Source organism: Aeromonas sp. Marseille-Q5825 (assembly GCF_946892685.1).
GTDB lineage: Bacteria > Pseudomonadota > Gammaproteobacteria > Enterobacterales > Aeromonadaceae > Aeromonas > Aeromonas rivipollensis.
The window spans coordinates 255,338-267,966 of sequence record NZ_CAMPOU010000006.1 but is presented as its reverse complement, the minus strand read 5'-3'; the positions used below and the strand labels follow the sequence as shown (position 1 = coordinate 267,966).

Sequence of the window (12,629 nt, the reverse complement as noted above, 5' to 3'; positions counted from 1 at the left end):
AATAAACCTGTAGTGATTTATTTTATATTATCCCATAACTCTGAAGCAGCAGATTCTATTTCCTTGTATGATTTTGGCACCAAAGGTGACCTAATCGGTGCTTTAGTTTTATCCCATTCTAAAACCGAACCACCTTTATCTTTTCGTTTCAATTTAGCCCCTCCGCCTAAGCTCATAGAGAACAGGTCAAGAAATCGACGTGGACCAATACCAATAAATGGTTCAAATGCTACTGTTGTTTTATTGTCTGGGGTGGATTCCTCGAATTCAGATTTCAATGTTATTGATTCAGAATGGAAATCCAAAGCTCGACTTTTTGGATATGGCTCTACATAAACAACCCGCTGTACTCCACTGGCTATAATGTGTTTTGCACAGTTATGGCATGGGAACGTAGTACAATAAATAGTTGAACCACTGGTAGGAATTCCTGCTCTACCACAAGAAAGTAAAGCATCCATTTCTGCATGTACGACACGTCCAAACTCAGTTAGGTCAGAAATTTTGCTGTCCTTTAGTATTTTCATTATTTCAAATTGGCTTTCTTCTTTAAGTAGCCCCTTACTTAGAAGATTGCTAGCAATCTCTTCTATTATTTCTGCCTGTGCTTGCTTGTTGGAATCTATTTCTCGAGTGTAATCTTTACCATCGGGAAGATCCTCTACTTTTCCAGTTTTGGGGTCTACCTCTGCCCAATATAACCCCCCACCAGATTTCGGCACATCATTAGCGCCTGTTGCAATTATTTGTTTTTCCCTACTAATTACAGCGCCAACCTGACGTGACAAGTCACCAGAACGAACAGAGCTGTTAAATGCCATGAACATTGCAAACTCATCAAAGGTAGGGTTTTTATATGGATGAGAGAAAATTAATTCCAGAAAACGTTGTAGTCCATTTTTAACTTGATCGCTATTACTACCAAAATTAAGAAAGAAATCAGACAGATGATAAGTGTCACGAGTTTTTTGGCCATGATCTACGCTTTCATCTTCATCGATTTTTATTAACTCGTTAGCTTCGCTTTGAGTCAATCCTTTGTCTTCGCATAGGTGCTGCCTTCGTCTTTTTTCATCAGCATGTATGCCAATTAAATAAAACCCATCACCATAAATTTTTCGTAAAAGCTCAACTTCACTAGGATGCTTTAATGAATTAACTATATATGCTGTTTTGGGAGCCCCAGTAGTTCTCGAGTTAGAGATCTCTTTAGCTACACCGGCAGATAAAATCGCATTGTTTCCACTTTTATCTCTAAGAGTATCTCCAGCATTCATGTAATGCTTTATTCTTTCATATTCATTTTTACCATCGTATTTTGGTAGTATGCTCGAGACACGGATATCTTTAACGGTATAGCCAAACCCTTGTAACTTGTCAGTTAATGGCTCTGTTACTCTTTTGTATTCCGTCCCGACGGAGCTGACAATTCCAATTATTAACTCACTTTCATTTATGCCTGTTGTTAAATATTGTAGCTCTAAAGATAATAGATTGTCCTGCTGAGGTTTTTTCTCTCTTTGTTCGCCGCTGGCGAATGTGTCCATAGAGATACTATTGGTTTCTTTTAGTTGTTGAGGTTCACTAGGGTATAAAAGTTTGGGGACATCTGTCTCTAATTTTAATTTGTCTGGTTCCTTACCTTGAAAATTTATAGAACCAGTGCTCTCAAACCAGTTCATGACGCCATGACCTAATCTCAAGACTTTCTTATTAGGCTGGTTCTTATCCCAAGCTCCACCTAAAGAAGCTAGCCGGCTTTCCAGGTCATCAAAAGTACCAGTGAACTTCAATGCCATTTCGTTTACCTCGCAAGTTCCATTTTTATGATTAAAACATAACCAGCATGTTCATCAATTTTACTAATCAGTATATCTGTAGAAAGGTTTTGTCCGAAGCCTTTCAGGTTAGAGGTGTGAGCATTATCTGTTTTATTGCTTATCGTTGTGGCTCCTCAATGAGGGCCGTAGGTTTAATTAACGCAGCGTAATCAGACGATCGCGAAAACAGGTTGTCGAAATTCTGCTGGTGCTCCAGCTGATCTCTATGTCCATAGCCACCAAGATTGCGGTGCGTCCGATTACGCTTCGCTAATCGACCCTGCCGCCCCTGTTGGAATCAGCGCTCTGTAGCTTGTCTATGGCTTCTGTTGTGATGGCTTGATCCCCCTCATCCCCGACCCTTCTCCCGCGAGGGGAGAAGGGAGCCCAGATCGCAGCGATTTTGGAATGGCGTGACAGCTACGGCACAGGTTGGCAGGCACTTGTTCCCTCTCCCCTTGGGAGAGGGCTAGGGTGAGGGGAGGTAACCATAGGGTGCAATGAACAACGTGAATTGCACTGTTATTGACCCCGCGAGGTTGCCGGTGCAATGCGCTTCGCTTATTGCACCCTACGTCCTTTCTCTTTTGCCTGCTCGCGACCGGATAACCGGTGCGGCCGATTACGCTTCGCTAATCGACCCTACTTGCCTCTGTTTTATTTAAGGCTCTGTTGCTGGTCGATGGCTTCTGCTGTGGTGGCTTGCTCTCCCCTTTGCCGATTGCCGCAGGTCAAGGATGTGGCCGATTAGGCCTCGCAAGTCGCCTCTGCTCGCTAACCTTGAAGGAAGCAGCACAGTGCCAGGAGGCCAGACATGGAAACGGAGAAAGCCATAGGGCTTATCGAGGCTCACGGGGCCTTTCACGGGGATCACTACAGCTTCAACAGCGACGAGTTCGTGCAGTGGTGTCGGGAGGATGCCCACCAGACCCTCAGCCTGGAGCAGGCCAATCACGAGCTTGCCCCCTTCTGCATCCGGGTCGGCTATGCAGAGCCGAGCAGGTCGTGGCGTTACTATCTCACCTGATGCCCATCCGACGCAGGCAAAGGCGAGGCAAGGGCCTCGCCTTTTTATGGGCCGGGTAATGGAAAAGGAGCCGGCAAGGATCCTTTCCTGTGCTCATGCCCCGGCCTGTTGTTGGTCTTATATGCCGGCCTGGCCACCGCGCAGCAGCACCATGACGGTAAACAGCAGCCAGTCATTGATGATGTGTGCGCCGGTCGATACCCAGATATTTTTGGTGATGATGTAGCCACTCAGCAGCACTATGCGAGCCGTGCCGATCACCAGAAAACATTGCAGAAAATTCCAGTCATAAGTGGGCAGGTGCATGGCCCCGAAGATAAGGGCGGTGCAAAGCCAGGCGGTGATGATGGCGGACTTGCGGCTCAGGCTGAGCTTAGTGTGACAAAACCAGAGGATGGCCAGAAAAGGCAGTATGGAGACCACCTCCTCGCCAAAGAGCTGGGGCGCCGTTTTTATATAAAAGAGGATGCGCGCCGTATTGGGGGCCTCTGCCAGCATGGCGCTGACCGGGTTGTCACTCATCTTGAACAGCTGCTGCAGCACCAAGGCAACGGCGACCGAGACCAGAATGTTGACGAAGGCGATCGCCAGCATCAAGAGGACATCCCGCCCCGTCGGCGTTCGAAACAGTGCTCGCCATGCCTTCCCCGCCACCATGGCGAGCACGGCCAGGGGGATGAGAGGGAACAGGATGGCGGATACAAAGCCGCCCGCCGTGGTTTTATAAAATGCAATGTGCGCCGTCAGCACGGCGAAACCCAGCACCACCCCCAGCAGGATCAGCACCCAGCTGCGGCCAGACAAGGCATTCGGGGGCTGACGATAAAAGGGGAAGTCTCCGGCACTTTTGCGCTCGAAACCAAAGCTATCGCCGTCGTTCAATACCGGCCTTGCTGCAGATTGCTGCTCACCCATGCTGACCCCCGATAGTTCATTCAGTTGGCATGGAGACAACCCTACACCAAGTGGGGCACCTGAGTAGTCACGCCAGCCTCTTTATTTAACGGCCAATCATCAAGCTGTTATTGCGGAGCACCTGCCTTCCTGGCAGCCACTATGTTGCGGACACCCAATCTTTTCCCCCTCTTTGCCTGTGGCGACGGGAGCAGCACCATGGTCGATGAGGCTGCGTCGCTAAACCCGTTGGGTGTAGTGATCAAAGGCGATAACCTTTTGATATCCCTCCGATTCGTAGAGGGCTTTTGCGGGCAGATTGGATACGGCTGTGGCCAGTTTGACCGTCAATGCGTCCGTCTCCCTGGCAAAGGTCGCTACCTGTTTTAGCAAGGCTCTCGCGACTCCTTGCTGGCGGGCCGATGCTGCGACAAACAGATCGTTGAGATACCACATCCGCTTCATCGCAACGGATGAGAAGGCGGGATAAAGCTGGGCAAAGCCAATGGCTTCCCCCGTCTCACCGCGAGCCAGAAAGATAACAGACTCACTTTTGGCAAGACGTTCGGCAATGAAGGCGGCTGCGGCCATGGGCGCCGGAGCCTGTCCATAAAATTGGCGATAGGCATCAAACAAGAGGGTGAGATCGTCGATATCAACGGAGGTTGCCTGGTGAATATGCATCTAATGTCCTTATCAGTGCTCAAGAGCCGGCAGGGCGCAATAAACAAGGTGAATCGCACCGCCGAAGTATCAATTATTGAAATTCCAGGCGATGGGCAGCTCAAGGTCGAAGACAAGCTCGTTCCCTTCCAGGCGAAAAGGCACGCTGGTCTGGTGCTGGTCATATTCGTTGATGATGAGGCAGCTCTCGGCGAAGTTGGACTCGTAGTTGAGCTGGGCCGTGCCCGTGGCGCCTGCGGCGTCGAGCGCTATGCCAAGCACCCGCAGCGGGTTCTGCTGGCTCAGGTTGACTCTGGTGTCCCCCACGTCCACCAGCCGCTCCAGCAGGGGGAAGAAGTCCTGCTTGTGGTGCTCTATTGCCCGGGCTATGGCCTGCTCCAACTCGGCCTGAGTGGCAAAGGGGCCCGCCAGCTTATATCGGGTCTGGATCCGCTCCTGGGTCATCTTGGTCTCCTTCTCGCTTGTGCCCGATCCGGGCCTGTCGGTCACACCTTATCAGATACGGGTGCAGAGCATCAGGCGGGGATGCGGCCGCTGCGCACCAGCGCCCGGCGGATGTTCTTGCACATCTTGCCGAAGCGGTTGAGCTCGTCGAAGCTGGGCGCAATGCCGCGCTGGATCTGATATTGCCAGTAGCTGAGATCCGTATCCACCAGCTCCATCAGCTTCTTGGGGCAGCCGATGCAGCTGTTGTCGGGCCCGCACTTGAAGGTATCTGGCTGATAGAGCGGGAATTCTTGCTTCACGGCGTCGATGATCTGCTGCATGGCGGTAATGCGGTCCGGCTTTCTGCTCACTGCGTTCCCCTGCGGTCGGTATGAGGGGGCCATTATATTCCTGACAAAATGTGGGCCAATGACGCTGAGGAGGTAGTTGGCGCCACCCGTCCGGCATTGGGGGCCATGAACCCAGGCAGAACAGCGCCCGACGGATCGGGCGCTGGATGAGAAGGGAGGGGGAGACCTATTTCTTGATCTCGTGGCCGATGACGCCACCGACGACGGCACCACCTATGGTGCCGGCCGCGCTGCCTCCGGTCAGTACGGCGCCGCCGACGGCACCTATGCCGGCACCCACGGCGGTACTCTTGCCCTGTTGCGACATGCCGGAGCAGGCTGCCAGCCCAATCAGCAGGGCCATTGCCACAGCCCCTCGTGTCAAACCATGGAGCTTGTTCATGGGGTTACCTCTTGATGTTGTGCAATGCGCCTGGGGTATGCGGCAAGCCATCCCGCTGGGGTTGCCGATCCCGACCCGGACCCCGACGCATCAGCCCGGATAGTGGTTGGTTCAGGGGACGCCAGGGCGCAGGGGATGACGCGCCAGGGGGCCGTATATCGGTCGGCGCGACCTGCGCCTGTTCGTGATGGGGCCATCTTCCCTCACCCCGGCAGGGGCGTCTGTACGCTAGCGCTTATAGGGGCACTTTTTATTGGCGGCGCTTGTTCGGGGGCGCAGAGATGACAACGCCCGGCGAGCCGGGCGTTGGGGGACAAGTTCTCAAGGCAGACAAGCGCCCTAGAAGTCGTGGTAGAGGGGCCAGCCGAGCAGGGGGTGCCTGAGGCCGGCGCGCATCTCGAAGTTGTCTAGCTTCTCCGGCGAGGCGTTCTCCCTTTGCTGCTGCTGGTACTGGCGCACAAACCCCAGGGTGTGCAGCAGGTTGGGCACGAAGCCCGGGCTCAGCTCCTGGCGCAGGGCGGCGGCCATGTCGGCGGGCAGCTCGGCGAGCATGAGGGCAAGCTGGGTGGTCAGATGCGCGGTGTCGTACCAGGCCTCGTCGAGCTCAATCTCCCGCCCAAGTCGGCGCTTGAGATCCTGTTTCACCTTGAGGGGGGCGGCTCCGCTGCCCTTGCCACAGAGGATGCGGTAGAGCAGGGCCTCGGCCAGCTTGTCTTCCATGGTGGGGTGATCGCTCTCGCAGGCGAAGAAGTGCTGATCGATGAGCCCCATCAGGCGGACCTTGTTGTGCTCGGTCAGTGCCTTCTCGTACTCCTGCCACCCTTGCCACTCCTCCACATCGGGAGGGCTGGAGATCTTGTCCAGCAGCCTGGCATCCACGTCCCCGTAGAGGCTGTTGCCGGTCTGCCTGGGGCTGACGGAGATCAGCATGGACCAGCCCTTCTGGAACGGCTTGATGGGGCCTTCCGGCGCCTGCAGCAGGGCCAGCGCCCGGGCAGTGTCGCGCCCGGAGAGCTCCTGCAATCCCAAGCTCACCACGCCGATGACGTCGTGGGCGGCCTGCTCCAGCAGGTGCATCTTGTACTTGTTGTAGTACTTGTCGGCGAATTTCAGGCTCATCAGTACCGCCTTGCCCTTGATGGCGGCAAGTTGCTGGGCGCTCAGGAGTTCACGCTCGGCGCCAAAGCGCAGCACCTGGGTGAGGAAGGGGCCTTCGTTGGCCTCGCGGATGACTAGCTGCATAGGGCTCTCCTCAATCCAGGAAGCTGAACATGTCGTCCACTTCGTCGTACTCGTCGCTGACCTGGTTCTTCTCCTTGGCCTGCATCACCAGCTCGTTGGCGAACTTGTTGATGATCCCCTCCCAGGTGGCGTTCTCACTGCGCAGCAGCGACTTGATGGCTTTCTCCACCTCGGGAGCCTGCTCGCGGATCAGCATCAAGAGGCTTCTCGGATCATCCAGCGGGTAGTCGTGGGCATCCTCGCTCTGCTGGCGCTCGCTGTAGGTGAGGGACTCCTCGAGATCTTCCTCTTCGGCGTGCAGGCCATCGCTATAGCCCTCTTCATCCTCGTAGCGATCGCCACGGTAGAACTCGATGAAGGGGATGGCGAGGTAGAAGAGCCCGGCGGGATCCTCGGCGATGCACTCCAGGATCTCGCGCTGCTTGGCCTCGCTGTCCTGGGTGCGGATCAGGTAGTTGAGGAAGTCGAAGGTGTGCTGTTGCAGCTCCTCGGCATTGTTCTTGATGGCCTCCTCCCAGTAGAGAGGCTGCTGGCAGACGATGTCGCGGATCCGCTCCGGGGTCATCAGCTCGGAGATGATGGACGGGAAGGAGATGTCGTGCTGGCCGTTGATCTGGGTCAGGGTAACGATATCAATGTTTTCAATGACTTCGGCCAGTTGCTCGTCGGACATCGTCTTGGCGATCAGCTCGAACTTTTCGCTGGCCTGCTTGGGCTCGACCACGGCCAGCTCTTTGATCTCGATGGCGGTAATTTCTATCAGACTGTTCATGCTTTGCCTCAAATTAGAAACGCACTTCGTCGTACATGTCCTGATCGTCTTCTTCGCCATCACCGCCATGATAGTCGGCGTCGGCATCTTCCCCGTCGTCATCTTCGTCGTCCTGCAACTCGTAGTCGTCATCGGCACGACGGCCACCACGGGGCAGGGGGTTGTCCAGCAGGTAGAGCACGGCGCAGGCTTCGATCAGCTGATCTTCGCTCTGGGCTCGCACCGCCTTGACCAGCGGCAGATCGGCGTTGTTGAAGGCCACCGACACCTTGAACTCGTCCCATGAGGGTTGTACGCCGTCGGCGAGCCACCTGGCCCACTGCGGCTTCGCCTTGGGCGGGAACTGCACCCGGCCATAGAGGGCCAGCGGCAGGTATTCGGGCATGAACTCCAGCATGCTGATGTCGGCCAGCAGCAGGGCCTTCATCTTGCCGGTGAACTGCTCGAGTGCCTTGGGCTGATCCTGATCCCGGTAGGATTCGATGTTCTCGCTGGCATCACTTTGCAGCGCCTTGAGTCGAGCCTGGTCCCATTTTTTTTGCATAGCGCCCTCAGGGGTAGAATTGGTCCCACATCTCCTGCATGGCAGCAGCGGGATCGGTCACGATGACGTTGTTGAAATCTTTGATAAAAGCGGCTCTCGCCTTGGGATCGGAAAGCACCTCGTAGGCCTTCTTCACCTGATGCAGCTTGATGGCTGCCAGCTCTCGCTCTTCATCCGTCGCCCCGAGCAGCTTGTCGGGGTGGTACTGGTTAGACAGCCGTCGATAGGCTTTCTTGATGTCGTTTTCGCTGGCGTTGGACTTGACGCCCAGCACCCGAAAGTAGTTGTTCATGGCAGATCCTGCATCACTGGCATCATCAGAGTCACAATGCTGGCGCCTGATGGGGCTTGGGGAACCAGGCACGGTAAAAACCCGTCATTTTAACGGAAACCACCGGCCACCGCCATGAATAGGACGCGATATGGCAGCGACCCGGGGCGAACGGGGAGCCCGGTCGTCATTAAGCGGCTTGCCAGCCCGTCTGGCATGGGGCCCCTGCATGGGGACTACACTGACAGAGGGTATCCGTGACGGGCGACAGTGCGCCCATGCCGGTACCAAATCGCCGGACGTGCATGTGACAAGGGACCTGCCCTGGCGATCCTCATCAGGCCTCGACAAGATCGCGGCCACCAAAAGGAATTAACCGCCATGTTCAAACTTTATCTTCTGCCTCTGGTACTGCTGGGCGGCCTCGCCATCGCCGCCGATGAGAGCCTCGATGAGCCGCTGGTGCTGCTCAAGGGGGATGTCACCAAGGCCCAGTTTATGGAGAGAGCCGAGCAGCGCTTCGCCCGGCAAGACAGCAACGGCGATGGCACCCTGTCGGTTGCCGAGAAGGAGGTCGCCATGGCCAAGATGCAAGAGGCGATGAAGCAATCGGGCAAGGCCATGCCGGGCAAGATGGGCAACATGAGGCCGATGCAGGATACGACCAAGGCGCAGTTCATCCAGCGCCATGAGAGCCTCTTCACCCGTCTGGACAAGAACGCTGACGGCGTGATCGACGAGGCCGAGCGGGCCAGCGTCAAGGCCCGGATCGGCCAGGGGGCCATGTCACCGGCGCAATAGGGGGCGAGTCAGCAAGTTCGGCCTTCAGATAAAAAAAGAGCCCGGTAGTCATACCGGGCTCTGCTCATTGTGATGGGGCTCAAGCCAGCCAGCTGGCCCACAGCAGCCGCAGCTGCAAGCCCCAGCGACTGCTCCAGCCCGTGGTGCTGCTCACCACCTTGCCCTCCTTGATGATGAGGAAGCTGGGGGTGACGCTCACCTGCCAGCGGGCGGCGAGCGCCCCCTGCTCATCGTTGTGGGTGGGGAAGGTCAGCCCCTTCCTGGCCATGCCCTGTTGCAACCTGGCGTCGTCGCCGGAGCGCAGCGCCACCGTCAGCAGGTTACCGCCGTCTTGCCAGAGCTGCTCCACCGTCGGGGTAGTGAAGCGGCAGACGGCGCACCAGCTGGCCCAGTAGTAGACCAGCAGCGGCCTGTCCCGGCTCATGGCCTGCAGGTCGGCCTGGGTGCCATCTTGCAGGGTCAGCACAGGCAGCGGGCTGTCTTCTGGCAGCGCCGGGCTGCGCCACAGATCCAGCACGGTCGAGATGATCAGGGCAAACAGCAGCAGCCAGAGCGCCTCCTTGCCCCAGCGTCGCCAGCGGGGTCTGGGGGTGACTGTCTCGGTCATTGGTTACCCCAGTTTCGCCAGTTCAGTTTTCACAAGCTGTTCGAGCTGTTCATAGGGAAGCGCGCCCGGCACCAGCTGGTTGCCGATAAGCGTCGCCGGTGTGCCCTGCACCCCAAGCAGGGTGCCGATGCGCAGGCTATTGCGCAGCTCCTCTGTGGCCTTGCCCTCAGGCTTGAGTGCCACATTGCCGGTGGCCGCCAGCGCCTTGTTGATGTCCGCCTCGGTCAGCATGCCCTGCTTGCTCATCAGCTTGTCGTGCAGGGCGAGGAAGCGGGCCGGATCCTGCTGCCACAGGGTCAGGCTGTACTGGGCCGCCTTGGCGGAGGTCTGTCCCTTGAACGGCAGCAGCTTGATCACCAACCCCAGATCGTTCGGATAGGCCTTGAGCAGCTTGGCTACCGCTGGGTCGAACTGCTTGCAGTAGGGGCAGTTGTAGTCGGTGAAGAGCACCAGGGTCAGCTTGGGGTTCTTGGCCCCCAGGCGCGGGCTGGTGGCGCTGTTGAACAGCACATCTTTGTTGCCCTTGATGAAGTCGCCGAGCTGGGCCGCCTGATCGGCGGCGTTCTGTTTCTCCCAGGATTCGGCCGCCTCATCCAGGATCTTCGGATTCTGGACCAGGGTCTCGCGGATGAGCTCCTTGATGCGGGCCTCCTGCTCCGGGGTGAAGGGGGCGGCGTGCAGGGCCGGGGTCAAGAGTGTGCCCAGCAGGGTCAGGGCGAGCAGGGTAGGTTTCATTTGTTTTCTCCTTGAGAGGGGGCAATACCGGCTTGCGCCAGGGTGGCAAGCAGGGTCGATCGGTCCAGCAGGGGGGAGAGGATCTCGCCATCCGTCAGGCCGGGCCCGTAGATCTGGTTGAAGGGAATGGCCACGCTGCCGCGCTGGCGCAGGAAGCTGGCGATGCTGTCGGAGGGGCGGCTCCAGTCCCCGCGCAGGGCCACCACATCGGGGGCGCTCAGGGCCTGTTGCACGTCATCTCGCAGCAGTACGTTGAATTTGTTGGCTTTGCAGGTGATGCACCAGTCGGCGGTCACATCGATGAAGACTCGCTTGTTCTGGGCCAGTGCCAGTGTGATGGCCTGCTCAGAGAGCGGCTGCCAGTCGACCCTGTCCTGCTGGGGCTTGCCGTCCAGGGTGAAGGCGCCGCCGAGCAGCAGGGCCCCGCCCAGCAGGCAGCCCAGTGCCAGCCCCAAAGTCAGCGCCCGTATGCCGTGGCGCCACACCACGGCCAGCAGCAGGGCGACCAGCATCAACGCCATCAGGATCAGCATCCAGAAGGGGCCTATGTGATTGCCCAGCAGACTGAGCAGCCAGAGGCTGGAGCCCAGCATCATCAGGCCGAGCAGGGTGCGCAGGCGCCCCATCCAGCGGCCCGGCTTCGGCAGCCAGAGCGCGAGACGAGGGACGGCGGCGATGAGCAGCCAGGGCAGGCTCATGCCCAGACCCAGTGCGGTAAAGATGAGCCAGAGCTGACCCAGCGGCGCCCCGAGGGCAAAGGCGACCGCAGTGCCGAGGAAGGGGGCGGAGCAGGGGGTGGCCAGCAGGGTGGCAAAGCAGCCCTGCAGGAAGTGACCCCCCAGGCCCTGGCCGCCGCTGGTGGCCAGGCGGGTATTGAGGTTGCTCGGCAGCCGCAGCTCGAACAGCCCCAGCAGATTGGCGCAGAACAGCGCCGTCACCACCACCATGAAGCCGATAAACCAGACGCTCTGGAACTGGATGCCCCAGCCGACCGCCCCCTGGGTGGCGCGCAGCAGTGTGCTCATCAGCGCCAGCGCCCAGAAGGAGACCAGAATGCCGGCACTGGCCGCCAGGAATTGCAGGCGCACCGGGCGGCGCTCCCGGCTCTCGAGTTGCAGCACAGATCCCAGCTTGAGGGCCAGCACCGGCAACACGCAGGGCATCAGGTTGAGGATGAGCCCCCCCAGCAGCGCGGCCCCCAGCAACCAGAGCAACGAGCGGCCGCCGCTCGGCAGGGTCAGGGGTTCACCTATGCGGACCTCGCTCTGCCAGGCCTGCTCGCCGCTCGCCAGTACCAACCCGAGTGGCTGATGACGGATATCGGGGGCATCCCCCTGCCAGCCATCGCTGACCGGAATGCGGGCGATCAGGGTGTTGCCCTGCACCTCCAGGCTGGGCTCACCAAATTCGGCCCCCTCCAGGCGCTGGAGGAACACCTGGGGATCCTGCCAGCCCTGGGGGTTGTCTGCGGTCAGTTGCAGCTGGTTCTGCCGGTAGCCCGCCTTGAGGGTCACAGTGTCCGGCATGGCCTGCGGCTGGGTGCTCATCGCCTTCGCATAGGCAAGGTCGAACCCCTCAGGGGCAGCGCCGTCCAGCGCCAGGGTGAAGGGGTAGTCGGTCAGGATGCAGACGTTGCTGCAGGTCGAGAGGCGCAGGGTGCCCGTCAGTGCCTCGCCGCCGCTGCGGGTGAGGCTGATGGGAAGGCTGACGTCCCCCTGGTAGCCCTGGGTCGAGATGCCGCTGACGTCGAACCGTCTGGGCACTGGCCAGTGCCACTGCGCCGTCGGCTCGGGCTTATCCCAGAGGATCTCGGGGGCTATGCCACCTTCCCCCGGGTTCTGCCAATAGGTTTTCCAGCCGGATTCAAGCTGCAGGCTGAGCAGCACCCGGGGGGCGGCGGGATCCCGGGTGTCAGCTTGCAGCCGCACCTTGGCGTGATCGTTCTGGGGGCTGGTGAGCCAGCCGGTGTCGCTGGCCAATCCCATGGATTGCCACAGCAGACCGCTCAGCAACAGGGCGGCCTTGATGATGTTTGACATGTGTTTGTCTCTTG

General features: G+C 58.2%; 15 protein-coding genes. 2 read left to right on the top strand and 13 right to left on the bottom strand.

The window, feature by feature from the left end; genetic code table 11:
* Nucleotides 1-17: 17 nt before the first annotated feature.
* Nucleotides 18-1,799: an anti-phage dCTP deaminase gene (locus OC537_RS16175; protein ID WP_262112776.1), complete on the bottom strand. Its 1,782-nt coding sequence runs from the start codon at nt 1,797-1,799 to the stop codon at nt 18-20.
* Nucleotides 1,800-2,634: 835 nt separating this feature from the next.
* Between OC537_RS16175 and OC537_RS16170 the strand changes: the two genes are divergently transcribed.
* Nucleotides 2,635-2,847, top strand: coding sequence for a hypothetical protein (locus OC537_RS16170; RefSeq protein WP_033131787.1), 213 nt, complete (start codon nt 2,635-2,637; stop codon nt 2,845-2,847).
* 117 nt (nt 2,848-2,964) lie between these two features.
* Here the strand turns inward: OC537_RS16170 and OC537_RS16165 are convergent, their stop codons facing one another.
* The 9 genes from OC537_RS16165 to OC537_RS16125 form a co-directional block, all read right to left on the bottom strand.
* Nucleotides 2,965-3,762, bottom strand: a complete 798-nt coding sequence (locus OC537_RS16165) for a CPBP family intramembrane glutamic endopeptidase (protein WP_262112771.1) — start codon at nt 3,760-3,762, stop codon at nt 2,965-2,967.
* 219 nt (nt 3,763-3,981) lie between these two features.
* Nucleotides 3,982-4,425, bottom strand: a complete 444-nt coding sequence (locus OC537_RS16160) for a GNAT family N-acetyltransferase (RefSeq protein ID WP_168236343.1) — start codon at nt 4,423-4,425, stop codon at nt 3,982-3,984.
* 69 nt (nt 4,426-4,494) lie between these two features.
* Nucleotides 4,495-4,869, bottom strand: coding sequence for a hypothetical protein (locus OC537_RS16155; protein ID WP_168236344.1), 375 nt, complete (start codon nt 4,867-4,869; stop codon nt 4,495-4,497).
* A 71-nt stretch (nt 4,870-4,940) separates the two neighbouring features.
* On the bottom strand, nt 4,941-5,192 hold the full coding sequence (locus OC537_RS16150) for a hypothetical protein (RefSeq protein WP_163148118.1): 252 nt from the start codon (nt 5,190-5,192) through the stop codon (nt 4,941-4,943).
* A 196-nt stretch (nt 5,193-5,388) separates the two neighbouring features.
* The gene (locus OC537_RS16145) at nt 5,389-5,565 is read right to left on the bottom strand and encodes a glycine zipper 2TM domain-containing protein (RefSeq protein WP_316044158.1); all 177 of its coding nucleotides are present in this window, start codon (nt 5,563-5,565) and stop codon (nt 5,389-5,391) included.
* A 378-nt stretch (nt 5,566-5,943) separates the two neighbouring features.
* Entirely contained in the window at nt 5,944-6,846 is a 903-nt protein-coding gene (locus OC537_RS16140; protein ID WP_171275361.1) for a hypothetical protein, read from the bottom strand.
* Between the two features lie 10 nt (nt 6,847-6,856).
* Nucleotides 6,857-7,618, bottom strand: coding sequence for a hypothetical protein (locus tag OC537_RS16135; protein ID WP_262112762.1), 762 nt, complete (start codon nt 7,616-7,618; stop codon nt 6,857-6,859).
* 13 nt (nt 7,619-7,631) lie between these two features.
* On the bottom strand, nt 7,632-8,162 hold the full coding sequence (locus OC537_RS16130; RefSeq protein WP_139751118.1) for a hypothetical protein: 531 nt from the start codon (nt 8,160-8,162) through the stop codon (nt 7,632-7,634).
* 7 nt (nt 8,163-8,169) lie between these two features.
* Complete coding sequence (locus OC537_RS16125; RefSeq protein ID WP_262112759.1) at nt 8,170-8,454, bottom strand: J domain-containing protein; 285 nt, start codon at nt 8,452-8,454, stop codon at nt 8,170-8,172.
* Between the two features lie 360 nt (nt 8,455-8,814).
* Here OC537_RS16125 and OC537_RS16120 point away from each other — a divergent pair, with 360 nt between their 5' ends.
* Nucleotides 8,815-9,234, top strand: coding sequence for an EF-hand domain-containing protein (locus tag OC537_RS16120; protein ID WP_106885069.1), 420 nt, complete (start codon nt 8,815-8,817; stop codon nt 9,232-9,234).
* Between the two features lie 79 nt (nt 9,235-9,313).
* Here the strand turns inward: OC537_RS16120 and OC537_RS16115 are convergent, their stop codons facing one another.
* The 3 genes from OC537_RS16115 to OC537_RS16105 are packed head-to-tail and all read right to left on the bottom strand — an operon-like array spanning nt 9,314 to nt 12,615.
* A complete protein-coding gene (locus tag OC537_RS16115; protein ID WP_163135704.1) occupies nt 9,314-9,841 on the bottom strand; it encodes a protein disulfide oxidoreductase in 528 nt (175 codons plus the stop codon).
* A 3-nt stretch (nt 9,842-9,844) separates the two neighbouring features.
* Nucleotides 9,845-10,576, bottom strand: coding sequence for a DsbA family protein (locus OC537_RS16110; RefSeq protein ID WP_005331039.1), 732 nt, complete (start codon nt 10,574-10,576; stop codon nt 9,845-9,847).
* Nucleotides 10,573-12,615 (bottom strand): protein-disulfide reductase DsbD family protein, encoded by a 2,043-nt coding sequence (locus OC537_RS16105; protein ID WP_262112752.1) that lies wholly within the window; start codon nt 12,613-12,615, stop codon nt 10,573-10,575. The genes OC537_RS16110 and OC537_RS16105 overlap by 4 nt, the downstream gene beginning before the upstream one ends.
* Nucleotides 12,616-12,629 lie beyond the last annotated feature (14 nt).

Excerpts from the sequence above, each read along its gene's own strand:
- OC537_RS16175 (WP_262112776.1), bottom strand. The coding sequence starts at position 1,799 with ATGGCATTGAAGTTCACTGGTACTTTTGATGACCTGGAAAGCCGGCTA.
- OC537_RS16170 (WP_033131787.1), top strand. The coding sequence starts at position 2,635 with ATGGAAACGGAGAAAGCCATAGGGCTTATCGAGGCTCACGGGGCCTTT.
- OC537_RS16165 (WP_262112771.1), bottom strand. The coding sequence starts at position 3,762 with ATGGGTGAGCAGCAATCTGCAGCAAGGCCGGTATTGAACGACGGCGAT.
- OC537_RS16160 (WP_168236343.1), bottom strand. The coding sequence starts at position 4,425 with ATGCATATTCACCAGGCAACCTCCGTTGATATCGACGATCTCACCCTC.
- OC537_RS16155 (WP_168236344.1), bottom strand. The coding sequence starts at position 4,869 with ATGACCCAGGAGCGGATCCAGACCCGATATAAGCTGGCGGGCCCCTTT.
- OC537_RS16150 (WP_163148118.1), bottom strand. The coding sequence starts at position 5,192 with ATGCAGCAGATCATCGACGCCGTGAAGCAAGAATTCCCGCTCTATCAG.
- OC537_RS16145 (WP_316044158.1), bottom strand. The coding sequence starts at position 5,565 with ATGGCCCTGCTGATTGGGCTGGCAGCCTGCTCCGGCATGTCGCAACAG.
- OC537_RS16140 (WP_171275361.1), bottom strand. The coding sequence starts at position 6,846 with ATGCAGCTAGTCATCCGCGAGGCCAACGAAGGCCCCTTCCTCACCCAG.
- OC537_RS16135 (WP_262112762.1), bottom strand. The coding sequence starts at position 7,618 with ATGAACAGTCTGATAGAAATTACCGCCATCGAGATCAAAGAGCTGGCC.
- OC537_RS16130 (WP_139751118.1), bottom strand. The coding sequence starts at position 8,162 with ATGCAAAAAAAATGGGACCAGGCTCGACTCAAGGCGCTGCAAAGTGAT.
- OC537_RS16125 (WP_262112759.1), bottom strand. The coding sequence starts at position 8,454 with ATGAACAACTACTTTCGGGTGCTGGGCGTCAAGTCCAACGCCAGCGAA.
- OC537_RS16120 (WP_106885069.1), top strand. The coding sequence starts at position 8,815 with ATGTTCAAACTTTATCTTCTGCCTCTGGTACTGCTGGGCGGCCTCGCC.
- OC537_RS16115 (WP_163135704.1), bottom strand. The coding sequence starts at position 9,841 with ATGACCGAGACAGTCACCCCCAGACCCCGCTGGCGACGCTGGGGCAAG.
- OC537_RS16110 (WP_005331039.1), bottom strand. The coding sequence starts at position 10,576 with ATGAAACCTACCCTGCTCGCCCTGACCCTGCTGGGCACACTCTTGACC.
- OC537_RS16105 (WP_262112752.1), bottom strand. The coding sequence starts at position 12,615 with ATGTCAAACATCATCAAGGCCGCCCTGTTGCTGAGCGGTCTGCTGTGG.